Source organism: Cupriavidus sp. 05T313, assembly GCF_056396665.1.
Window position 1 is genome coordinate 42,910 of record NZ_JBFTLX010000001.1, and the last position, 22,400, is coordinate 65,309.

At 66.9% G+C, this 22,400-nt stretch carries 21 protein-coding genes and 1 pseudogene; 12 read left to right on the plus strand and 10 right to left on the minus strand.

What is annotated here, in order from left to right:
* Positions 1 to 11: 11 nt before the first annotated feature.
* Positions 12 to 2,129: a TonB-dependent receptor gene (locus AC1DKD_RS00195; protein WP_477142804.1), complete on the minus strand. Its 2,118-nt coding sequence runs from the start codon at positions 2,127 to 2,129 to the stop codon at positions 12 to 14.
* Between the two features lie 184 nt (positions 2,130 to 2,313).
* Positions 2,314 to 2,919: pseudogene (locus AC1DKD_RS00200) on the minus strand (LysR family transcriptional regulator); the annotation flags it as partial.
* Between the two features lie 140 nt (positions 2,920 to 3,059).
* On the opposite strand from AC1DKD_RS00200, the gene AC1DKD_RS00205 reads away from it, so the two are divergent.
* The 5 genes from AC1DKD_RS00205 (at position 3,060) to AC1DKD_RS00225 (ending at position 9,059) form a co-directional block, all read left to right on the plus strand.
* Positions 3,060 to 3,452: a tautomerase family protein gene (locus AC1DKD_RS00205; protein WP_441625549.1), complete on the plus strand. Its 393-nt coding sequence runs from the start codon at positions 3,060 to 3,062 to the stop codon at positions 3,450 to 3,452.
* A gap of 141 nt (positions 3,453 to 3,593) precedes the next feature.
* The gene (locus AC1DKD_RS00210) at positions 3,594 to 4,985 is read left to right on the plus strand and encodes a GntP family permease (RefSeq protein ID WP_441625551.1); all 1,392 of its coding nucleotides are present in this window, start codon (positions 3,594 to 3,596) and stop codon (positions 4,983 to 4,985) included.
* A 130-nt stretch (positions 4,986 to 5,115) separates the two neighbouring features.
* The gene (locus tag AC1DKD_RS00215) at positions 5,116 to 5,949 is read left to right on the plus strand and encodes an aldo/keto reductase (RefSeq protein WP_441625553.1); all 834 of its coding nucleotides are present in this window, start codon (positions 5,116 to 5,118) and stop codon (positions 5,947 to 5,949) included.
* A 49-nt stretch (positions 5,950 to 5,998) separates the two neighbouring features.
* Positions 5,999 to 7,402 carry an FAD-containing oxidoreductase gene (locus tag AC1DKD_RS00220; protein WP_441625555.1) on the plus strand — a complete coding sequence of 468 codons (1,404 nt, stop codon included), beginning with the start codon at positions 5,999 to 6,001 and terminating at the stop codon, positions 7,400 to 7,402.
* A gap of 28 nt (positions 7,403 to 7,430) precedes the next feature.
* Positions 7,431 to 9,059, plus strand: coding sequence for an MFS transporter (locus AC1DKD_RS00225; protein ID WP_441625557.1), 1,629 nt, complete (start codon positions 7,431 to 7,433; stop codon positions 9,057 to 9,059).
* Here AC1DKD_RS00225 and AC1DKD_RS00230 read toward each other — a convergent pair.
* Both AC1DKD_RS00230 and AC1DKD_RS00235 read right to left on the minus strand, forming a co-directional pair.
* Positions 9,056 to 9,304: a DUF6388 family protein gene (locus tag AC1DKD_RS00230; RefSeq protein WP_441625559.1), complete on the minus strand. Its 249-nt coding sequence runs from the start codon at positions 9,302 to 9,304 to the stop codon at positions 9,056 to 9,058. The genes AC1DKD_RS00225 and AC1DKD_RS00230 overlap by 4 nt on opposite strands.
* A 189-nt stretch (positions 9,305 to 9,493) precedes the next feature.
* Complete coding sequence (locus tag AC1DKD_RS00235) at positions 9,494 to 9,889, minus strand: hypothetical protein (RefSeq protein ID WP_428178970.1); 396 nt, start codon at positions 9,887 to 9,889, stop codon at positions 9,494 to 9,496.
* Positions 9,890 to 10,200: 311 nt separating this feature from the next.
* Here AC1DKD_RS00235 and AC1DKD_RS00240 point away from each other — a divergent pair, with 311 nt between their 5' ends.
* Both AC1DKD_RS00240 and AC1DKD_RS00245 read left to right on the plus strand, forming a co-directional pair.
* Positions 10,201 to 10,779: a BPSL1445 family SYLF domain-containing lipoprotein gene (locus AC1DKD_RS00240; protein WP_441625562.1), complete on the plus strand. Its 579-nt coding sequence runs from the start codon at positions 10,201 to 10,203 to the stop codon at positions 10,777 to 10,779.
* Between the two features lie 179 nt (positions 10,780 to 10,958).
* Positions 10,959 to 11,858, plus strand: coding sequence for a recombination-associated protein RdgC (locus tag AC1DKD_RS00245; protein WP_035875521.1), 900 nt, complete (start codon positions 10,959 to 10,961; stop codon positions 11,856 to 11,858).
* A gap of 40 nt (positions 11,859 to 11,898) precedes the next feature.
* Here the strand turns inward: AC1DKD_RS00245 and AC1DKD_RS00250 are convergent, their stop codons facing one another.
* Positions 11,899 to 12,750, minus strand: coding sequence for an IclR family transcriptional regulator (locus AC1DKD_RS00250; protein ID WP_441625564.1), 852 nt, complete (start codon positions 12,748 to 12,750; stop codon positions 11,899 to 11,901).
* A gap of 218 nt (positions 12,751 to 12,968) precedes the next feature.
* Here AC1DKD_RS00250 and AC1DKD_RS00255 point away from each other — a divergent pair, with 218 nt between their 5' ends.
* Together AC1DKD_RS00255 and AC1DKD_RS00260 are read left to right on the plus strand one after the other, a co-directional pair.
* A complete protein-coding gene (locus AC1DKD_RS00255) occupies positions 12,969 to 13,919 on the plus strand; it encodes a Bug family tripartite tricarboxylate transporter substrate binding protein (RefSeq protein ID WP_414629495.1) in 951 nt (316 codons plus the stop codon).
* A 54-nt stretch (positions 13,920 to 13,973) separates the two neighbouring features.
* Positions 13,974 to 16,322, plus strand: coding sequence for a cytochrome P450 (locus AC1DKD_RS00260; protein ID WP_477142805.1), 2,349 nt, complete (start codon positions 13,974 to 13,976; stop codon positions 16,320 to 16,322).
* A 43-nt stretch (positions 16,323 to 16,365) separates the two neighbouring features.
* Here AC1DKD_RS00260 and AC1DKD_RS00265 read toward each other — a convergent pair whose 3' ends face one another.
* Positions 16,366 to 16,992 (minus strand): glutathione S-transferase family protein, encoded by a 627-nt coding sequence (locus AC1DKD_RS00265; protein WP_441625568.1) that lies wholly within the window; start codon positions 16,990 to 16,992, stop codon positions 16,366 to 16,368.
* Between the two features lie 62 nt (positions 16,993 to 17,054).
* Positions 17,055 to 17,411, minus strand: coding sequence for a GFA family protein (locus AC1DKD_RS00270; protein ID WP_035875530.1), 357 nt, complete (start codon positions 17,409 to 17,411; stop codon positions 17,055 to 17,057).
* A 56-nt stretch (positions 17,412 to 17,467) separates the two neighbouring features.
* On the opposite strand from AC1DKD_RS00270, the gene AC1DKD_RS00275 reads away from it, so the two are divergent.
* The gene (locus AC1DKD_RS00275) at positions 17,468 to 18,313 is read left to right on the plus strand and encodes an AraC family transcriptional regulator (protein WP_441625570.1); all 846 of its coding nucleotides are present in this window, start codon (positions 17,468 to 17,470) and stop codon (positions 18,311 to 18,313) included.
* A gap of 26 nt (positions 18,314 to 18,339) precedes the next feature.
* Here the strand turns inward: AC1DKD_RS00275 and AC1DKD_RS00280 are convergent, their stop codons facing one another.
* Positions 18,340 to 19,260 (minus strand): LysR family transcriptional regulator, encoded by a 921-nt coding sequence (locus AC1DKD_RS00280; protein ID WP_477102589.1) that lies wholly within the window; start codon positions 19,258 to 19,260, stop codon positions 18,340 to 18,342.
* Positions 19,261 to 19,384: 124 nt separating this feature from the next.
* On the opposite strand from AC1DKD_RS00280, the gene AC1DKD_RS00285 reads away from it, so the two are divergent.
* On the plus strand, positions 19,385 to 20,308 hold the full coding sequence (locus tag AC1DKD_RS00285; RefSeq protein ID WP_441625574.1) for a DMT family transporter: 924 nt from the start codon (positions 19,385 to 19,387) through the stop codon (positions 20,306 to 20,308).
* A gap of 9 nt (positions 20,309 to 20,317) precedes the next feature.
* Here AC1DKD_RS00285 and AC1DKD_RS00290 read toward each other — a convergent pair whose 3' ends face one another.
* Positions 20,318 to 20,554, minus strand: a complete 237-nt coding sequence (locus tag AC1DKD_RS00290) for a hexameric tyrosine-coordinated heme protein (protein ID WP_441625576.1) — start codon at positions 20,552 to 20,554, stop codon at positions 20,318 to 20,320.
* 199 nt (positions 20,555 to 20,753) lie between these two features.
* Here AC1DKD_RS00290 and AC1DKD_RS00295 point away from each other — a divergent pair, with 199 nt between their 5' ends.
* Positions 20,754 to 21,092, plus strand: coding sequence for a thioredoxin family protein (locus AC1DKD_RS00295; RefSeq protein WP_441625578.1), 339 nt, complete (start codon positions 20,754 to 20,756; stop codon positions 21,090 to 21,092).
* Between the two features lie 91 nt (positions 21,093 to 21,183).
* Here AC1DKD_RS00295 and AC1DKD_RS00300 read toward each other — a convergent pair whose 3' ends face one another.
* The gene (locus AC1DKD_RS00300) at positions 21,184 to 22,386 is read right to left on the minus strand and encodes a ribonucleotide-diphosphate reductase subunit beta (RefSeq protein ID WP_035875536.1); all 1,203 of its coding nucleotides are present in this window, start codon (positions 22,384 to 22,386) and stop codon (positions 21,184 to 21,186) included.
* Positions 22,387 to 22,400 lie beyond the last annotated feature (14 nt).

Sequence of the window (22,400 nt, forward strand, 5' to 3'; positions counted from 1 at the left end):
CCGTGCCAGCCTTACATCCGGTAGCGCAATGTCGCCATCACGCTGCGCGGCGCGCCGGGCATGTTCAGGTTGGGGCTGGTACCGTGGGCTGAGACGATATAGCCCTGGTTGAACACGTTATTGAGGTTGAGCTGCGCCTCGAACGCACCACGGCGGTACCACGCCATCATATCGGCGGTGACGTAGCCCGGCAGCGTGACCGTATTGCCCGGATTGGCAAAGCGCGCGCCGACGAGGTTGAGGCCGCCACCCACGCCAAAACCATAGCCCAGCGATTTGGTGAGCCACACGTTGCCGCTGTGCATCGGCGTCAGCGTAGCGCGCTTGCCCTGTACCTGCTGGCCGGCATCGACCGCAACCGATCTGGTCACGCGCGCGTCAAGATACGCATAGCCCGCAAGCACGCGCCAGCCCTGCGACAGGTCCGCCGAGGTGGTGAGCTCCACGCCGTCGGTACGTTGCTCGCCGATCGGCACCAGCTGCAAGGTGAGCGGATTGGTTGCCTTGATACCGTTTCGCTCCAGGCGGAACACGGACACCGTAGTGCTGGCGCGGCCATCCAGCCAGTCGTACTTGGCGCCTACCTCGGTATTGCGCGTGCTTTCCGGCGCGATATCGGCGTTGTTGGCCGCCAGCGCGAAGGCCTCTCCCGAGGGCTGGAACGAACGGCTCCACGAGACATAGTAGGACTGCGTCCTGGTGGGCTGCCACACCAGGCCCGCGCGCGGACTCCAGGCGTTGTCGGTGCGCGACAGGCCAGGCTGGCCGGGGCGATGATCGACGGTCTCTTGCTGGAAACGGTCGTGGCGCAGGCCGATCAGCGCCTTCCAGTGTTCGGTCAGGCTCACCATGTCCTGCGCATAGACGCCGAGGGTCTTGAAGGTGCCCAGGCTGTTGGCGGTGAGCGCGCCGCCGTTCAGCGGCAGCGTGGGAAGCACAGGATTGAACAGCGATACGGTGGCCACCGTGCCCGCGGAATAGCTGACGAGGTCCTTGTTCTGCTGGCCGATCTCCACACCGTAGAGCAACTCGTGCTTCATGCCGAACAGCGTGGTCTTCTGCATCAGGTCGGTCTGGTTGAACCAGCCGCGCTCGGCGCGCGCCACGTTCGAGCGCGTCAGCGTGACGGTCTGGCGCGCCTCGTTGACCAAGCCCGGCAGCGTGTTGTTCCGGTCCAGCGTGTAGTGGTAGTAGCGCGTGGCATTGCGCAGCGACCATTGCTCGTTGAAGCGGTGGTTCAGCGTGGCGGTGCCGGAGTACACACGCGACTGGCTGTAGTCCACGTCGCGCGCGTTGGCGGCGCCATAGTAGGTGGAAGCGGGCACGTTGACCGGGCGGCCCTGGTACGCCGGGATGCCGAAATCGGTCACGYGCCGGTCTTGCAGGTAGTCGGCCTGCAGCAGCAGCGTGGTCTCGGGCGCCAGGCGCAGGTCCAGCGACGGCGCCACGGCAAAGCGGTCGATGAACTGCTGGTCGCGGTAGCTGTTGCCCTTCTCCACGGCGCCAGTGATGCGCCAGGCGGCAGCGTCGTTCACCACGCGGCCGACATCGGCTTCGGCGCGCCGGCTTTGCCAGGAGCCATAGCTGAGCGCCAGATCCGTGACATCGAGGCCGGGCTTCTTGGTGACGCGGTTGATCAGGCCGCCGGACGAGCCACGCCCGTAAAGCACCGCTGCCGGGCCTTTGACGACTTCGATGCGGTCGACGTTGGACAGATCGCGAAAGTACAACGCATCGTCGCGGATACCATCGACGAACTGGTCGGCGATGGCCGAAAAGCTGCGGATGCTGACCTGATCCCGCTGGCCGTCGCCGGTGGAGAAACTCACCCCCGGCACATTCTTCAGCGCGTCCTGGATCGAGGTAGCGTGCTGGTCGCGCATCACTTCGGCGGTCACCACATTGACGGTCTGCGGGATATCGCGCAGCGGTGCGTCGATCTTGGTCGCGCTGCCGGTGCTGGCCGGGTTGTAGCCCTCTCCCGGGTCGCTGCCAGCGGCGGCCTTCACAGTGACTTCGGGCAGGCTGGCCGTGCTATTCGCCTGCGCCTGCGCGGTACCGAAGACGGCGGATTGGGAAACAAAGGCGCCGAGCACGGCGGCATGGATTGGGCGAAGAATAAGGCGCATCGATGTAATGATTTGTAACGATTGAAATACAAATGCGACGCATTATCATTTTCACTGGCAACAATTGTCAATGAAAAACGCGGATGCATATCCGGGCGCGATAAAAGCGGCCAAAACAGCACCCAACATGCTGTTAGTCGATTAAGGAAAAGAGAAAATACCGAAAAGACCAAAAATGCGAGGCAATTGGAAACAGGTCCATGCAGCAGGTATCTGGCAGCAGCACCAGCGGCAGCGGCGCGCTGATGCCCTCGGCCTCCCCTTCGGCCGCCACCCACGCCAGCGCCTCGCGGCGCAGCACGGTGCCGCGCGCTCCCCGCTGGCCGCCGCGGGCGCCCGGCAGCCGCATCGACAGGCCGATATCGAAGGCATCCGTCAGCGCTCCGGCGTCGATCATGCCGCTCTTCATCACGGTGACATGCAGCCGCAGGTGGGGATAGCGCTCGCGCAGCCGGCGCAGCATGCCGGCGATCTCGCCAGGCCGGAAGTAATCCGTCACCGCCAGCCGCAGTTCGCCGTCCAGCGTATGGCCGCGCAAGTCCTGCAACGCCAGTTCGGACAGCGCCAGGATGCGCCGCGCATGTTCCAGCAGGCGCATGCCGGCGGGCGTGGGYGAGGCGCCCTGCTTGCCGCGCGTGAGCAGCGGCACGCCCGCGCGCTCCTCCAGCTTGCGCAGTTGCTCGCTGACCGATGACTGCGACAGGAACAGCCGCGGCGCGGCGGCCGACAGGCTGCCGGCCTCCGCCACGGTGACGAAGGTGCGTAGCTGATCGAGTTCCAGGGCGCGCATCGACCACCTCCCTCATGTTTCGGTATTGACGATGGATAATATCGCAAATTCCCGTTTTCCCGATGGAAGGCAGAAACCTAGAATGGCATCACTTACCCGCTGAACCGAAGCAACGCCAACCTCAGGCCAAGGAGCCCGTCATGCCCCACATCAACCTCCAGATCTCCGGCAAACCCGATGCATCGCTGACCCGCCGCAGCGCCGCCGCCGTGGCCGGGATCACGCAGCGCGTACTCGGCAAGAAGCCGGAAGTCATCGTCGTCTCCGTGCAATACATCGATCGCGACGCCTGGATCGTCGGCGGCGAACCGCTCTCGGAGCTCGGCCGCAATGCCTTCCATCTCGATATCAGCGTGACCGATGAAACGAACACGAAAGGCGAGAAGGCGCAGTTCCTGAAGGAAGTGTTCGAGTCGCTGTCGGAGCTGATCGGCAACGTCCATCCGGTCTCGTACATCCACGTTGTCGACGCGCGCGCGGCCACCTACGGCTATGGCGGGCTGACGCAGGAGTACCGCTATCACCACGGTTGAGCAGCGGGCCGGAGCTACCGGCCGGCACCGGCCTTTGAGGCAGGACATTCCGCAGCGCAGCAAGCTGTGGCAAAGTCGGCACCTGGTCCGTTGCGCGCGGAGCCAAAAGCACCGCGCGCACGGGAAACACAAGGAGAACCGATGTCTTTCCTGATTGTCCTGGCCGCGCTGGCCTTCCTGATGTTCGCCGCCTACCGCGGCTACAGCGTCATCCTGTTCGCCCCGGTGGCCGCGCTCGGCGCCGTCCTGCTGACCGAGCCCGCCGCCGTGGCGCCCGTCTTCTCCGGCATCTTCATGGAGAAGATGGTCGGCTTCGTCAAACTGTATTTCCCTGTGTTCCTGCTTGGCGCCGTATTCGGCAAGGTGATCGAGCTGTCGGGCTTCTCGGAGTCCATCGTCGCCGCCGCCATCCGTTATATCGGCCGCTCGCGCGCCAATGCGGTAATCGTGGCGGTCTGCGCGCTGCTGACCTACGGCGGGGTTTCGCTGTTCGTGGTGGTGTTCGCCGTCTATCCCTTCGCGGCGGAGCTCTACCGGCAGAGCAATATTCCCAAGCGCCTGATGCCGGGCGCCATCGCGCTGGGCGCGTTCTCTTTCACCATGGATTCGCTGCCGGGTACGCCGCAGATCCAGAACATCATCCCCACCACCTTCTTCAAGACCACGACCTGGGCAGCGCCGTTGCTGGGCGTGCTTGGCTCACTGTTTATCGTCGGGGTCGGCCTGTCCTACCTGGAGTGGCGCCGCCGCGCGGCCATGGCGCGCGGCGAAGGCTACGGCACGGCGCTGCGCAACGAGCCGGAGCGCAGCCAGACCGGGCACCTGCCGCACCCCGCGCTGGCGCTGCTGCCGCTGGTGGTGGTAGGCGTGGCCAATTTCGTCTTCACGCGGATGATTCCGCAGTGGTACGGCAGCAGCTACAGTGTGTCGCTGCCCGGCCTGGCCAAGCCCGTGGAAACGCAGATCGCCACCGTGACCGCGATCTGGGCGGTGGAAGCGGCCTTGCTGCTGGGCATCGTGGTGGTGATGGCGACCGCCTTCGGCGCGGTGCGCGACCGCTTTGCCGAGGGTAGCAAGAGCGCCATCGGCGGGGCGCTGCTGGCGGCCATGAACACGGCCTCGGAGTATGGCTTCGGCGGCGTGATCGCCGCCCTGCCCGGCTTCCTGGTGGTCAGCGACGCGCTCAAGAGCATCCCCAATCCCCTGGTCAACGCGGCCGTCTCCGTCAGCACGCTGGCCGGCATCACCGGCTCGGCTTCCGGCGGCATGAGCATCGCGCTGGCCGCCATGTCGGACACCTTCATCCATGGCGCGCAGGCTGCCGGCATCCCGCTCGACGTACTGCACCGGGTGGTGTCGATGGCCAGCGGCGGCATGGATACGCTGCCACACAACGGCGCGGTGATCACCCTGCTGGCGGTGACGGGCCTGACCCACCGGGAGTCCTACCGCGACATCTTCGCGGTCACGGTGATCAAGACCATGGCCGTGTTCTTCGTGATCACGGTGTACTACCTGACCGGCGTGGTCTGAATGCGGCGCTGCGCCGCACCTTGTGCATCGCGCCGTCCTTACCTAGTGTGTGTGAGTAACCGGGCGTCGCGTGCGTGCTGTTTGCGGCGCACGCTGCCCGCCCCTGCCTGCTCCTTCACCGGATTACCACATGAAGACCGCGATTTTGCCTGGCGGCGAAACCGTTGCCGCGCTTGGCATGGGCACCTGGAACATGGGCGAGAATCCGGCCGCGCGCGCGGAGGAACTCGCCACGCTGCGGCTTGGCCTGGATCTCGGCATGACCCTGATCGATACCGCCGAGATGTACGGCGAGGGCCGCTCCGAGGAACTGGTCGGCGAAGCCATCGCGGGCCGGCGCGACGAGGTCTTCCTGGTCAGCAAGGTGTACCCGCACAACGCCGGGCGCAAATCCGCCGTGGCCGCCTGCGAGCGCAGCCTGCGCCGGCTGGGCACCGACCGGCTGGATCTCTACCTGCTGCACTGGCGCGGGGGCGTGCCGCTGGCCGAGACCATGGAGGCCTTCATGGCGCTGCAGAAGGCGGGCAAAGTCCGGCATTTCGGCGTCAGCAACCTCAGCCTGGACGATATGCGGGCGCTCTGGCGCGTGCCCGGCGGCAACCAGGTCGCGGCCAACCAGCTGCTATATAACCTCGCCCGCCGCGGCATCGAATGGGACCTGCTGCCCTGGCTGCGCCAGCACGGGGTGCCGTTGATGGCCTACTCGCCGATCGAGCAGGCCACGCTGCTGCGCAATGCCGGGCTCGTCCGCTTCTCCGGGCAGCACGGGATCACGCCGGCGCAAGCCGCGCTGGGCTGGCTGCTGGCGCAGGACAACGTCATCGCAATTCCCAAGACCAGCCACCGCGAACGCCTGCGCGAGAATCACGGCGCGCTGGCGCTGCGCTTGTCGCCACAGCAGTTGGCCGCGCTCGACGTGGCTTTCCCGCCGCCGCGCGGCCCGCATCCGCTCGAAATGCTGTGATTCCAGGCGCTGGCCCATCACATCGCAGTCCGTCCCAGGAGCCCCCGCCATGACCATCGACTACGACGCCATCATCATCGGCACCGGCCAGGCCGGTCCCCCGCTGGCAGCGCGCCTCGCCGCCGACGGACAGAAAGTGGCCGTGATCGAGCGCCAGGCGTTTGGCGGGACCTGCGTCAACAACGGCTGCATCCCTACCAAGACCATGGTGGCGAGCGCCTATGCCGCCCGCCTGGCGCGGCGCGGGGCCGAATACGGCGTGGTGCCCACCGGGCCGGTGACGGTCGACATGGCGCGGGTCAAGGCACGCAAGGATGGCGTGGTCGGCAACGCCAGGCATGGCGTGGAAACGTGGATGCGCAAGCTGGACCACGGCACCGTCTATCTCGGCCACGCCCGCTTCGAAGGCCCCGATACCGTGCGCGTGAACGACACCGTGCTGCGCGCCGGCAAGATCTTCATCAACGTGGGCGGGCGCGCATCGGCGCCGCCGATGCCGGGGCTGGACCAGGTGGATTACCTGACCAACGCCGGCATGATGCGTGTGGAGTCGCTGCCCCGGCATCTGCTGGTGGTTGGCGGCAGCTATATCGGGCTGGAGTTCGGCCAGATGTTTCGCCGCTTCGGCAGCGAGGTCACCATTGTGCAGCGCGGCCCGCGCCTGATCGAGCGGGAGGACCCCGATGTGTCTGACGCCGTGCGCGACATCCTCGCCGCCGAGGGCATCGGCCTGCGCCTGGACGCCGAGTGCATCGAACTGGAGCAGCGCGGCGGCGAGGTCGCGGTGAAGATGGATTGCGCGCATGGCGCGCCCGAAGTCGTCGGCTCGCACGTGCTGCTGGCGGTGGGCCGGCGGCCCAATACCGACGACCTCGGCCTGGACCGCGCCGGCGTGGCCGTCGACGCGCGCGGCTATATCCAGGTCGACGAGCAATTGCGCACCAATGTGCCGGGCATCTGGGCGCTGGGCGACTGCAACGGCCGCGGCGCCTTCACCCATACCGCCTACAACGACTTCGAGATCGTCGCCGCCAATCTGCTGGACGCGGCGCCCGGCGAAGCCGCCCGCACCGTTGGCGACCGCATCCCGGCCTATGCGCTCTACACCGATCCGCCGCTGGGCCGGGTCGGCATGAACGAGCACGAGGCGAGGCAGTCCGGGCGCAAGGTACTGGTGGGCATGCGGCCGATGACCCGGGTGGGCCGAGCCGTGGAAAAGGGTGAGACGCAGGGCTTCATGAAGATCCTGGTCGATGCCGGCAGCCGCGAGATCCTTGGCGCGGCGGTGCTGGGCGTGGGCGGCGACGAGGTGATTCACTGCATCCTCGACGCGATGTATGCGCGCGCGCCGTACACCGTGGTCCAGCGCGCCATGCACATCCACCCCACGGTGGCCGAGCTGATCCCGACCATGCTGGGCGAGCTTCGCCCGCTGGAACCGGCGGCACCGTGACCGGGGGGCGGCGAGCCTGCCGCTGAACATGTCCACAACCCCGCTGGCCCAGGGCCCGTGCGACGACGCCGCGATCCGGGCCAGTCCCGGCGGGCCGCCCTGCGCCAGGGCCGACGAGCCGTGGGTGCTGGCCGCCACCATCCTGGCTTCGAGCATGGCCTTTATCGATGGCACCGTGGTCAACTTGGCGCTGCCCGCGCTGCAGAAGGACTTCGGCGCCAGCCTGAGCGGCATGCAATGGGCGGTGGAATCCTATGCGCTGCTGCTGGCGGCGTTGCTGCTGGTTGGGGGCGCCGCCGGTGACCGCTTCGGGCGGCGCCGCGTCTTCGCGCTGGGCGTGGCGATCTTTGCCGCCAGCTCGGCATGGTGCGGCCTGGCCGGCAACATCGGCCACCTGATCGCGGCGCGTGCGGCGCAGGGCGTGGGCGCGGCGCTGCTGGTGCCGGGCAGCCTGGCATTGCTGTCGGCTTCTTTCGACGAGAGCCGGCGCGGCAAGGCCATCGGCACCTGGTCCGGCGCCACCGCCATGACCACCGCGCTAGGCCCGGTGGTGGGCGGCTGGCTGATCGAGCACCTGTCGTGGCGCGCGGCCTTCCTGGTCAACCTGCCGCTGGCTGCGGCGGTATTGCTGATCGTGTTCTGGCGCGTGCCGGACAGCCGCGGCCCCAGGCAAGCGGGCGGCCTCGACTGGGCAGGCAGCCTGCTCGCCGCGCTGGGCCTGGGTGGCCTGGTCTATGGCCTGATCGGATCGCCGGCGCTGGGCTGGGGCCACCCTGCGGTGTGGATACCGGCTGCCGCCGGCGTGCTTGCGCTTGGCCTGTTCGTGATCGTGGAGGCCCGCGCACCGAATCCCGTCATGCCGCCGGCGCTGTTCCGCTCGCGCGCCTTCCTGGGCGCCAACCTGCTCACCCTGCTGCTCTACGCCGCGCTGGGCGGCGGCCTGTTCTTTTTCCCGCTCAACCTGATCCAGGTGCAGGGGTATTCCTCGACGGCCGCCGGTGCCGCCCTGCTGCCGTTTATCCTGCTGATGTTCCTGCTCTCAGGCTGGGCCGGCGGGCTGGTGGACCGGCACGGCGCGCGCAAACCCCTGATCGTGGGCCCGCTGGTGGCGGCAGCGGGCTTTGCCCTGTTCGCGCTACCCGCCAGCGGCGGCAGTTACTGGCTGACCTTCTTTCCCGCGGTGCTGGTGCTGGGCGTCGGCATGACGATCAGCGTGGCGCCGCTAACCACCACGGTCATGAATGCGGTGCCGCCGGGCGCGGCCGGTACCGCGTCGGGCATCAACAATGCGGCGGCACGCGTGGCCACGCTGCTGGCGATTGCGGTGCTGGGGATTGTGATGGCGCGCGTGTTCGACCACCGGCTGGAGCGGGCGCTTGGCGCGCCGCCTGGTCAATCGCCGGCGGCCGGCGCCCTGCCGCCACAGGTGACGCTGGCCGTACTGGCACAACGCGGGAAGCTCGCCGCCATAGAGATCCCGATGGTGGCGGATCCCCTCGTGACAGCGGCCGTCCGGCAAGCAGTGGACAACGCCTTCGTGGCAGGTTTTCGCTGGGTCATGCTGCTCTCGGCGCTGCTGGCCACCGGCGGAGCGGCCTGCGCCTGGCTATTTCTGCGCCCGGCGCGCGGCCCGGTAAAGCAAGCCCCGGGCCCTTAGCGTCTGGGTGCCGGCGCCGCGCGCTCGCCCAGGTACACAAGCAGCAGTTCTTCGACGCTCAGGCGCCGAAGCCTGGCTTCGCGGCCGATGGCACGCTCCAGTTCGGAGCGCTGGAAGGCTTCCACGCTCATGCCGGCAGCGCGTGCATGGCGCTCAGTGATCACCTTGAGCAGCGCCACCACTTCGGGATTGTCGGCAAGAAAACGCTCGTGGGCTAGCTGCAGGCGTTCGGGAGAGAGAGTCATCGGAAGGGACCGCTTTGAGGTTGGTGGGGCGCGGCTGCCGCGTCGGCCGACGCGGCCCGGAACGGAACCGGACGGGACCGGACTTGCGCGCCAGGGCCCGCGCATTACACCACAGTACGCGATCCCCCTCAGGCATGCGAGGCAAGAACGGCGTGAGCGGCGGCCCATGCACGCCGCCCATCCATGCCGTTACTGCCTGGCGGTGTAGCGCTCCCGCTCCACGTAGCGAACCAGATAGTTGCGGGTCTTGGCTTCGGTATCCCGGCTCACGCGGTCCGCGGCCTGGCGCGCGCCGTCGCGGCCATGCGAGGACACCATCTGCGCGTCCAGGTACTCGCGAAATGCCGTGCGCATGGCGTCCAGCCGCGGCTGGCAAGCCTTGAGCGCGGAGGCGGCGAGATCCTGCGCCGAGGCGCGGCCGGACATGCCGGCATCGGCCTGGTCCTTGGCGCACGTGGTGTACGCGGCGCGCAGTGATTGCCATTGCTCGTTGGCTTCGGCGGAGGCTTGCGGATCGGCGGGCGCGTGCGAAGCACAAGCCGCTGCCAGCAAGGTAACGGGAATGAGGGCGAGAACGGATTTCATGTGTCATGGACTTATCTCGCGCGGCCGGGTTCCTGTCCAGATGAAACAGGTTGTTGCAAAGCGCCCACGCTTGTAGGACGCCGCGCCTCAAAAATGCATTCTCCGTCCTACAGCCATTCGCAAGAATGCCTTGTATATTGCTCCAGAAACGGTGGGAGTACGCCGGCTTTTCGGGAAAACCCGAGAACAAGATTAGCGGCGAGATTTCAAGTTTCTACAAGTGCCGATTACGCCTATCCTTTATGTGGGGTGCGCAGAGTGGCTCCGGGGTATCCGGTGCAGTGAGAGGTAAAACAATCAGGAGAGTGAGCATGGAACGCAGATCGTTTCTGACGGTAGGGGCTGGACTGGTGGTGGCAAGTTCAGGCCTGCTGGGCGCGTGTACCACCACACCCAATGCCCCCACCGACAAGGCGGCCAAGCGCCGCGAGATCGATGGCGGCGTGGACGGTACGCTCAACAAGCTGTACGAGACGGCGAAGGGTTCGCACGAACTCGCCAACCGCGCGCGCGGCATCCTGGTCTTCCCCAACGTCATCTCGGCCGGCTTCTTCGTGGGCGGCGAATATGGCGATGGCGCACTGCGCGCGGGCGGCGCCAACCGTGGCTATTACCGTCTCATCACGGGCTCGTTCGGCTTTCAGTTCGGGGCGCAGTCCAAGGCCGTCATCCTCATGTTCATTACGCAGGATGCATTCGACAAGTTCGTCGCCAGCAGCGGCTGGACCGCTGGCGTGGACGCCACCGTGGCTTTGGCGACGATCGGCGCGAATGGACAGCTGGACACCAATACCGCCCAGCAGCCTATCGTTGGCTTCGTGGTCACCAACGCGGGCCTGATGGGCGGCGTAAGCCTGACAGGCTCGAAGATCAGCAAGCTCGATATCTGAAGCCACGCAAGCCGGCCTGACGCCGGCCTGCATGCGGGGCCGGGTTGCGAAAGCAGCCCGGCCCCTGTCTTTTCCGGCCCTGCTGCCACTGCGCCGCCACTCCGGCCAAACTCCCTCACGCATTGTTACCGCATCCGACACGCTAACCGGCTAGAATCGCTCCCTTTGGCCGAATTCCCATGTGGTTCAAGAATCTCCAGCTGCACCGTCTGTCCGCACCGTGGTCCCTCGCCGCCGACGAGGTCGAAGCCTGCCTGGCGCGCCACGCCTTCTTCCCCGGCACCAGCCTGGAAATGCAGACCCAGGGTTGGGCCTCGCCGCGTGAAAACGGCGCCCTGGTGCATCAGGTCGGCAAGCAGATGCTGCTGACCATGCGCACCGAGAAAAAACTGCTGCCCTCCACCGTGGTCAACCAGGTCACCAAGGCGCGCGCCGCCGAGCTGGAAGAGCAGCAAGGCTTCAAGCCGGGCCGCAAGCAGATGCGCGAACTCAAGGAACAGATCACCGAAGAGCTGCTGCCGCGCGCGTTCAGCATCCGCCGGGACACCCGTGTGTGGATCGATCCGGTCAACGGCTGGCTTGCCATCGACGCCGCCGCCCCCGCCAAGGCCGACGAAGTGCGCGGCCTGCTGTTCAAGGCGATCGACCCGCTGCCGCTGGAAAACCTGCATGTGAACCAGTCGCCGGTCGCCGCCATGACCGACTGGCTGGCCACCGACACGGCGCCGGCCGGCTTCACCGTCGACCAGGAGATGGAACTGCAATCCAGCGCCGAAAGCAAAGCCACGGTGCGCTATGTGCGCCACCCGCTGGATGCCGAGGACCTGCGCCGCCATATCGCCGCCGGCAAGCGCTGCACGCGCCTGGCGATGACCTGGAACGACCGCGTGTCCTTCGTGCTGACCGAGTCACTGACGATCAAGCGCGTGGCGCCGCTGGACGTGATCAAGGAACAGGCCGGCGCCAGCGCAAGCGATGAAGACGAACGCTTCGACGGCGACTTCACCATGATGGCCGGCGAACTGGCCAATATGTTGTCGGATCTGACCGAAGCACTGGGCGGCGAGCGCAAGGCCTGAGCCGGCGGGCCTGATTGACAGGCCCGCGCCCTGGCAAGCATTAAACAGCACCGCCGCCCTGCGGTGCCGCGGCGTATCCCAGCAGCGCGCTGGCCGCCTGCGCCTCGCGGCGCACGGCGATGGCAATCGGCCCGTCCATCGCGGCATCGAAGCCGCCCGTGGCGCCCAGCGCCGTGATTACCCCACAGATGCGGCCTGTGTAGTCGTACAACGGCGCGGCCACGGCGCTGATGCCCTTCAGGTTGGTATCCCGCACCACCGCGCACCCCGCTCGCCGCACTTCCTCTCGCAGCACCCCGACAGGATCGTCACGATCGAGCTGCGCGCGCAACTCCGGCGCCGCCGCGGCGAGCTCTTCTTCCGCCATCGCGCGCACGCGCGGCTCGTCCAGCAGGCCGAGCAGCGTGCGCCCCGTGGCCGACCACAACATCGACAACACCGATCCCACGCGCACATTGACCGTCACGGGAAGCCCGGGCTCCTCGAAACGCACGATGGTCGGGCCCTTGTTCCCCATCACGGCCACGAAGCAGGTGACGTCAAGGCTCTCGCGCAAGCGGATCAGCGACGGCTCGGCGATCCGGACCGGATCCACCTGCCGCATCGCCGCCAGGCCGATCAGCATGGCCTCCACGCCGAGAAAATACTGCTGCGACCCCGACTCCTGCGCCACCAGCCCCTCATCGATCAGGCTGGCCAGGTAGCGGTGCACCTTGGCCGGGCTTTCGGCGATATGCGCGGCCAGCGCGGTCAGGCTGGCGCGCCCGCCGAGATTGGCCAGCCCCTTGAGCACGGTCATGCCGGTCTGCGCCGATTGCACGCGCTGCCGCCGCTCGCGCGCCGGCGGCTCCGCGGGCAACGCGGCGTCGTCTGGATCGAGTGTTGTCTTCATGGCCGGAGATTCTAGTGCGGTGCGGGCCGCCGCGTCAGGAACATTGGCACGGCGCCCGCAAACCCGCGTTAATCCACGTTAACCCGCATCGCCAGATTACGCAATGCGTATATCATTTACGCATAACGAAGTCGAAGACGCAAACAGCCGCCAAGCCGCTGCCGACAACAAAACGGGAAACAGGAGACAAGATGATCACAGTCCGCAAATGCATCGCCATGGGCCTGGCCGCCATCCCCTTGCTGGCGGCCACCGCCAGCGCGGAAACCGCCTTCCCGTCCAAGCCGGTCCGCTGGGTGGTGCCCTATGCGGCCGGCGGCGGATCTGACTTCCTGGCGCGCTCCATCGGCCAGGCGCTTTCCGCCCGGCTTGGCCAGCCGGTGGTGGTAGACAACAAGCCGGGCGGCAACACGGCAATTGCCGCGGCGGAGACCGCACGCTCCCCGGCGGACGGCTATACGGTGCTGTCGGCGGACAACGGCACGCTGGTGTTCAACCCGGCACTGTACAAGACCCTTTCCTACAATCCGGTCAAGGATCTGGCACCCGTCACCCTGCTGGGCCGCTTCCCGATGATCCTGGTGGTCGGCCCCGGCATGAACGTCAGCAACGTGCAGGAGTTCATCGCCCGCGCCAGGTCCAAGGCGGGCGGCATCGACTATGCCTCCGCGGGCGCGGGCAGCCCGCACCATCTTGCGATGGAACTGCTCAAGGTGGAAGCCGGACTGAATATGGTCCACGCCCCTTATCGCGGCGCGGCGCCCGCGCTGGCCGACGTGGCCGGCGGGCAGGTCCCGGCCATGATGGTCGACCTCGCCGCGGGCGCGGGCTTTATCAAGGGCGGCAAGGTCAAGGCGCTGGCCGTGGCCAACCCGACCCGCCTGCCCCAGTTGCCGGACGTGCCAACCTTTGCCGAGGCGGGCTACAAGAACGTGGAAGCCGCGGCCCTGGTCGGCATGGTAGTGCCGGCCGCCACGCCGCCGGACATCATCGCCACGCTGAACAAGCAGGTGGTGGCCGCCATCAAGGAGCCGGCCGTCAACAAGCGGCTGGTGGACTTCGGCGTGGAGCCTGTGGGCAACACGCCCGCGCAATACGCTGAGCTGCTGCGCAGCGAGACCACACGCTGGCACAAGCTGATCCGCGACCTGAAGATCACCCTGGACTGACCGCCGCGCCTTGTCGCGCAAGGACCCCGCAAAACGAACACCGGAGCAACAAGCATGGCCAACGCCACCCCCAATCCGCGCGCCTCGGGATGCCCCGTTGACCACAGCTTGCTGGCGGCGCAACGCACGCCAACCGGCTGCCCGGTCAGCCAGGGCGCCGCCGGCTTCGATCCCTTCGAGGATGCCTACCAGCAGGACCCGCCCGAATACGTGCGCTGGGCGCGCGAACAGGAGCCCGTCTTCTACAGCCCGAATCTGGGCTACTGGGYGGTGACGCGCTACGACGATATCAAAGCGATCTTCCGCGACAACCTCACGTTCAGCCCCTCCATCGCGCTGGAGAAGATCACGCCGACCGGGCCGGAGGCCAACGCCGTGCTGGCCTCTTACGGCTACGCCATGAACCGCACGCTCGTCAACGAAGACGAGCCCGCGCACATGCCGCGGCGCCGCGTGCTGATGGAGCCTTTCACGCCGGAGGAACTCAAGCATCACGAACCCATGGTGCGCAGGCTGGCGCGCGAGTATGTCGACCGCTTTATCGACGACGGCCGCGCCGACCTGGTCGACCAGATGCTGTGGGAAGTGCCGCTGACCGTGGCGCTGCATTTTCTCGGCGTGCCCGAGGAAGACATGGACCTGCTGCGCAAGTATTCCATCGCGCATACGGTGAACACCTGGGGGCGGCCCAAGCCGGAGGAGCAGGTGGAGGTCGCGCATGCGGTGGGCAACTTCTGGCAGCTCGCCGGCAAGATCCTCGACAAGATGCGGCAGGACCCGTCCGGGCCGGGGTGGATGCGCTACGGCATCCGCAAGCAGCAGGAGCACCCGGAGATCGTGACGGACTCCTACCTCCATTCGATGATGATGGCCGGCATTGTCGCCGCGCATGAAACCACCGCCAATGCGACCGCCAATGCCATCAAGCTGCTGCTGCAGCATCCGCGCGCATGGCAGGAGATCTGCGAGGACCCGGGCCTGATCCCGAACGCGGTGGAGGAATGCCTGCGGCACAACGGCTCGGTGGCCGCCTGGCGGCGCCTGGCCACGCGCGACGTGCAGGTTGGCGGCGTGGACATTCCCGCCGGCTCCAGGCTGCTGATCGTGACGTCGTCGGCCAATCACGACGAGCGGCACTTCGCCGACGCGGATCTGTTCGACATCCGCCGAGAAAACGCCAGCGACCAGCTCACCTTCGGCTACGGTTCGCACCAGTGCATGGGCAAGAACCTGGCGCGCATGGAGATGCAGGTTTTCCTGGAGGAACTCACGCGGCGCCTGCCCCATATGCGCCTGGCGGAGCAGCGCTTCAGCTACGTACCCAACACCTCGTTCCGCGGCCCCGAGCACGTGTGGGTGGAGTGGGACCCGAGGCAGAATCCCGAGCGCGCCGACCCTGCCTTGCTGGACGTACAGGTGCCGGTACGCATCGGCGAGCCTTCGGGCCATGCCCTGAGCCGGCCGGTGGTGGTGGCTGGCGCAGCCCGCGCGGCCGAGGGCATCGTCAGGCTGCGGCTGGTATCGCCCGATGGCCAGCCGATGCCGCGCTGGACACCGGGCTCGCATATCGACGTGGAATGCGGCGATACCGGCCTGTCGCGGCAGTACTCGCTGTGCGGCGATCCGGACGACAGCGGCGCGCTGGAGATCGCCGTGCTGCGGGAAGCGCAAGGCCGCGGCGGCTCCGCATGGGTCCATGACAGCGTAAAGGCCGGGGACCGGCTGAAGATCCGCGGACCGCGCAATCACTTCCGGCTGGACGAGAGCGCGGGCAAGCTGATTCTTATCGCCGGCGGCATCGGCATCACGCCCGTCAGCGCGATGGCGCGGCGGGCGAAGCTGCTCGGCATGGACTACGAACTGCACTACAGCGGCCGTTCACGCGCATCCATGGCACTGCTCGACGAACTGTCCGCGCTGCATGGCGATCGCCTGCATCTCTACGCCAGGGACGAAGGACGGCGCAACGATTTCGCCAGCCTGCTCGCGCATCCCGAGCCGGATACGCAGATCTACGCCTGCGGCCCGGCGCGCATGCTCGAAGCCCTGCAGCAAGCCTGCGCGGGCTGGCCCGAGGACGCGCTGCGGATCGAGCATTTCCAGTCCGCGCTGAGCACCCTGGACCCCGGCCAGGAGCAGGCCTTCGAAGCCGAGCTGAAGGACTCCGGCCTTGTCGTCACGGTGGCGCCCGGCCAGACCCTGCTGGCCGCGCTGCGCGCCGCAAACATCGACATGCAGAGCGATTGCGAAGAAGGCCTGTGCGGCTCGTGCGAAGTGCGCGTGCTGGCCGGCGAAGTGGATCATCGCGACGTGGTGCTCACCCGCGCCGAGCGCGAAGCCAATACGAAGATGATGGCGTGCTGCTCGCGCGCGAAGTGCACGCGGCTGGTGCTGGAGCTGTGAGCGGCGGCGCTTGTCCGCGCGCCGCCGTCGTTGGCCGAGTCGATCAGCCGCCCTGCTCCGCCACCAGCCTGGCGTCGATCGCACGCGCGCGCGCCACCGCCGGACGCGCGTTGATGCGGTCGATATAAGCCTGCACCACCGGCGTCGCCTCGACCAGCTTGAACATGGTGGTCCAGGTCAGCGCGGTGCCCCACAGCACATCGGCGGCGGTGAAGGTATCGCCCAGCAGGTAGGGCCCTTTTTCCAGCTGGCCGAGCAGCGTGCCGATCGTGGTGTCGTAGTCTCCATAGGGACACATCGCGCGCGGCGTCTCGCGCTGCTGCGAGCGGTCCACCAGCGCCGGCTCGAAGCACGAGCCGTAGAACGCCATCCAGCGCAGGTAAGGCCCGCGCAGCGGATCGGTCAGCCCGGGAGCGAGTCTTGCCTGCGGGAAGAGGTCGGCCAGGAAGATGAACACGGCGGTCTGCTCTGTCACCAGCGCGTCGCCATGAAGAATCGCCGGCACCTTGCCCATCGGATTGATGGCCAGGTAAGCCGGCTCGCGCTGCTCGCCGGCCTTCATGTTGAGCGGGTGGAGGCGATACGGCACGCCCAGTTCCTCGAGCAGGGTCAGTGCGCCGGTGGAACGCGTATTGGGCGAGTGGAACAGGGTGACTTCAGGCTGGGACATTGCGTTGGCTCCAGAGGGGGAAAGCAATCGGTAAGATCGGATCGGATCGGAAGAGAGCGCCGCTACAGGCTGGCGCCATCCACTTTCCTGGGCTGCAGTTGTGTCAGGTCGACGCCATCCAGGCAGCGCACATTGATGGCCGCCACGCGCGAGCCGTCCGGCATGCTGCCCAGCGCGTAGGCCTCCACGCCGCAGGTCTCGCAGAAGCGATGGTCGATCACATGCTTGTTGAACTTGTAAGTGCGCGTGGCCTGCGCGCCGTCGGTCAGCGTGAACTTGTCCGCGGGGGTGAACGACCAGATGAACCCGCGCTTGCTGCATAACGAGCAATTGCACTCGATGGCGCCAGCCAGGTCGATGTCCACTTCATACCGTACAGCGCCGCAATGGCAGCCGCCGGAGTAACGGGATTCTGGCATGGTTGTCTCCGATATCATGGCGCTTTGCCGAAGCCCATAGTTTTGCACCGATCCTCATGCCCAGATTGGAAAAACGCGACACGCATGCACCCGTCACCGCCGAGCCCAAAGGCATCGTTGACCCGCGCGGCACCGGGCGCCGCATCCGGCTCGGCCGCTATCTGCCATCCGAGGCGCTGGCGCCCTTTGTCGAGCACTACTGGATCGTCGAGTGGAACCTGGAGGGCCACGCGCCGGAGGTGCAGCGAGTGCTGCCCTATCCGAACGCCAACCTGGTGTTCGACCACAGACAGACGGCGATTTTCGGCGTGGTGCGCGGTGTCTTCGACCGCAAGCTCGAAGGCGCTGGCCATGTGCTCGGCGCGCGCTTTCGCGTGGGCGGCCTGCGCCCCTTTCTGGATGAGCCGATGTCGGCGTTGACCGATGGCACGCGCCCGGCGCGCCCTCTGCTGCAGTGCGACGAACGCCACGCGGAAGCACTGGTGCTCGATGCCGGCAGTGACGAGGCCATGGTGAGCGCCGCCGAATCCCTGCTGTCCGGCGCATTGCCCGCGCCAGACCCGGCCGTGGAGCAACTGCAACGCGTGGTGGCGCATGCCGCCAGCGCGCAGGGCCCGGCCAGCGTGGAAGCGCTGGCGCAATACGCCGGCGTGGGCGTGCGCGCCCTGCAGCGGCTGTTCCAGGAATATGTGGGCGTGTCGCCCAAATGGATGCTGCGGCGCTATCGCCTGCAGGAAGCGGCATGGCGGCTGGCGCGCGGGGAGCCAGTCGGCCTTGCCCAACTCGCCGCGGATCTCGGCTATTTCGACCAGGCCCACCTGACGCGCGATTTCACCAGGCTGGTCGGGGTTTCGCCGGGCGACTACCAGCGCTCGCAAAACACGTCGGCAAACAGCCGCTGACCGCCACGGCAGCAGCGCAAGCTTTGTCAGCCGGCGCTGCCGATGTGTTCCGCCAGGTAATCGATCAGCACCCGCACCTTCGGTGGCAAAAAGCGATTGGGCGGATAGAGCAGCCACACCGAACCCACATAGGCGCGCGCCTGCAGCTCCCAGTCGGCCAGCACCTGCACCAGTTCGCCACTCTGCAACGCGCCGGCCGCGGCGAAATCCGGCAGGCTGGCGACGCCGAAGCCCTGCTGCGCGGCTTCAAGCCGCGCGCCAGCGTGGTTCGCGATATAGCGCCCCCGTACCTCCACGGTCTGCGTCTCGGTGTCTCTGCGAAACCGCCAGCGGTTGTCGTCGGCGGTTTCGCCAAGGTACAGGCAATCGTGCTGCGCGAGCTCGCGCGGATGCGCCGGCGTGCCGCGTGCGCGCAGGTAAGCCGGCGAGGCGCACAGCACCCAGCGCACCGTGCCCAGGCGCCGGCCCGCAAGGCCGGGCGGCGGGTGCTGGGTCGGGCGGATCACGAGATCGAGGTCGTCATCGAGCGGATCGACCTCGTGATCGGTAAACAGCAACTGGAGGTCGATCTCCGCGTACGCGCGCAGGAAACCCGGCACGAGCGGATGGATCACCGTCTTCGCAAACGCGGTCGGCGCGCTCAATCTGACCCGGCCTTGCGGCCGGCCCATCAGGTGACCGGCCGCATCCATCGCCCCCGACGCGGCGCTCACCACGTCGCGGCAGTACCGGTACACCTGCGCACCCGACTCCGTTACGCGCACCTTGCGGGTCGACCGCTCCAGCAGGCGGGTCGCCAAGGCTTCCTCCAGCCGCTTGATCTGGCGGCTGACCGTGGAAGGCGTGCTGCCGAGCTGGCGCGCGGCGACCGAAAAATTGCCCGCATCGACAACGCGCGCAAACACCGCCATGTCGGGCAGCAAGGCGAAAAGTTCGGTTGGGTTCATATGGCGTGATCGCGGCCGGTGCACTGGATTAATGCATCTGTGACATAAAGGCTTTGCACATCGACCCGATTATCACCGTGGATGCAAAATTCGACAATGCAGGACCCATTGCCCGAGAACCGCCATGCCTGCTCAAAAACGCTTACTCCTGCTGTCCGACCTGATGCTGCTCGCGGTTGCCGTGGTCTGGGGCAGCAGCTACGGCGCGGTCAAGAGCGCGCTCGTGTTTTATCCCGTACTGGGCCTGCTGGCGTTGCGCTTCGGCATCACCTTCCTGGTGTTGTCGCCCACGCTGGCCAGGCTGCGCCACGCCGACGCCGCCACGATGCGCGCCGTGCTTGGCACCGGGGTACTGCTGCTGGGCATCTTCCTGTGCGAGACGTTTGGCGTGCTGCTCACGCGCGCGTCCAACGCCGCCTTCCTGATCAGCTTGTGCGTGGTGCTGACGCCGCTGGTCGAATGGCTGCTGCTCAAGCGCAGGCCGGGCACCATCGAATGGGCGGCGGTAGCCCTCTCGTTGCTGGGCGCGTGGTTGCTGGCCGGCGACGGCGAGTTCGTCCTCAATCCCGGCGATGGACTGATCCTGGCCGCCGCGGTGTTGCGGGCGCTAATGGTGTGCGTGACCAAGCGAGTGATGCGCGCGGCGCCGCTGCCGGCTCTGACGATGACGGCGGTGCAAGCGGGCGTGGTGGCCGCAGGCAGCGCGGCCCTGGCGCTGGTCCTGATGCCCGCCCAGTGGCAACCCATCCCGTCGCTCTCCGGCCACGGGGCATTCTGGGCCACGGTGCTGTACCTGGTGATCGCCTGCACGCTGTTCGCATTCTTCGCGCAGAACTACGCCATCAAGCGCAGCAGCCCCACGCGCGTGGCCTTGCTGATGGGCAGCGAACCCGCGTTTGGCGCCCTGTTCGCAGCCTTGTGGCTGGGGGAAAGGATCTCGGCCACCGCGTGGACCGGCGGTGGCCTGATCGTCGCGGCATCGCTGCTGGCCACGGTGCGCTGGCGCAAGCCGGCCAAGGCAGAGGTACCGCAGGCCACGCAGGCCTGACGCCCGCGCTCAGCCGCGCCAGTGATTGTTCGCGGCGGCGATGGTCGCAAACTCCGTTGCGACGATCTGCCCGACCTGCAGCAGCATGGTCGCGTCGTTGGCATAGACGGCCCGCAGCGTTTCGCGGACCTGGTCGTCGGGCTGGGTCGCCCTGATGATCAGCCTTGCCATTTTCACGGCCAGCTGGCGGCCTTCTTCGGCGGTCGGGGTAATCAGGGTTCCGTTGGGGACAAGCGGGAATGACATGGTCACGCTCCTTGGTGTTTGTGGGAGTCCATCAGGACAATCCAGCCTAGGAGGCGGAACGCGCGGGGGCAATAGCCAGTGTCGGGGATTTAGAGGTAGCCAGCGGCATTGCCCAATCGGCTGGTAGTCGGCAGTGCGATGCCGCGTTCGCAAGAATTACAATTCACAAACGGAGATCCGGCAAGCGAGGGGACTGACCATGACGATGACCGATGTGTACGCTGCGCGCGAACCGGCGCGGGCCGAGATCGACGAGATGAAAGGGGCGGCCGTGATCGAATTCGGCGCACCGTGGTGCGGCCACTGCGTGCGGGCCCAGCCCCACCTGGCCAGCGCGATGAACGCCCATCCGGCAGTCCGGCACATCAAGATCGAGGACGGCAGCGGCAAGCGGCTGGGCCGCGCGTTCAGGGTCAGGCTATGGCCCACGCTGGTGTTTATGCGCGATGGCCTGGAGGTCGCGCGGCTGGTGCGGCCGGGTGATGCGGGGGCGATTGAAGAGGCGTTGACGCGAATCGACGGAGCGCCTTCATCCTGATGCGGTCAATGAAAACAAAAAAGCTCCCGAAGGAGCTTTTTTGTTCATGCGTCACGCCATGCCGCGTGCGACAACAACATGACAACGACGCTCAATCCCAGGACAACGCTCCACCCGTCTGATACTCGATCACACGCGTCTCGAAGAAGTTGCGTTCCTTCTTCAGGTCGATCATCTCGCTCATCCACGGGAACGGGTTTTCCTCGTTCGGGAACAACTGCTCCAGGCCGATCTGCTGGCAGCGGCGGTTGCAGATGAAGCGCAGGTAGCCCTTGAACATCGGCGCGTTCAGGCCCAGCACGCCGCGCGGCATGGTGTCCTCGGCGTAGCGGTATTCGAGGTCCACGGCCTTCCTGAATAGCGCGGTGATCTCTTCCTTGAACTCGGCGGTCCACAGGTGCGGGTTCTCGAGCTTGATCTGGTTGATCAGGTCGATGCCGAAATTGCAGTGCAGCGATTCGTCGCGCAGGATGTACTGGTACTGCTCGGCGGCGCCGGTCATCTTGTTCTGGCGGCCCATTGCCAGGATCTGCGTGAAGCCCACGTAGAAGAACAGGCCTTCCATGATGCAGGCGAACACGATCAGCGACTTGAGCAGCTTCTGGTCGTTTTCCGGCGTGCCGGTCTTGAAGGCCGGGTCGGTCAGCGTGTCGATGAACGGGATCAGGAACTCGTCCTTGTCTCGGATCGACTGCACTTCGTGGTACGCGTTGAAAATCTCGGCTTCATTGAGGCCGAGCGACTCCACGATGTACTGGTAGGCGTGCGTGTGGATCGCCTCCTCGAAGGCCTGGCGCAGCAGGTACTGGCGGCATTCCGGCGCGGTGATCTGGCGGTAGGTGCCCAGCACGATGTTGTTGGCGGCCAGCGAGTCGGCGGTGACGAAGAAGCCGAGGTTGCGCTTGATGATGCGGCGCTCGTCTTCGGTCAGGCCGTTCGGGTCCTTCCACAGCGCGATGTCGCGCGACATGTTGATTTCCTGCGGCATCCAGTGGTTGGCGCAGCCGGCCAGGTATTTTTCCCAGGCCCACTTGTACTTGAACGGCACCAGCTGGTTGACGTCGGTCGAGCCGTTGATGACGCGCTTGTCGGCGGCATTCACGCGGCGGTCCGTCGGCGCGTCGGACGCCGGCAGGTTGCCGAGGATACCCGTGCCGGCCGGCTGCGTGGCGGCCGGCGGCAGCACGCCGTGCTGGTCGACAGAGCGTGCGGCGGCAGGCGTGGCGGTGGGGTTCGGCGCGGGCTGCGGGGCAGCCTGCGGGGTGGCTTGAACGTCGTCGTCCCAGCTCAGCATGGTGTGGTTCTCCG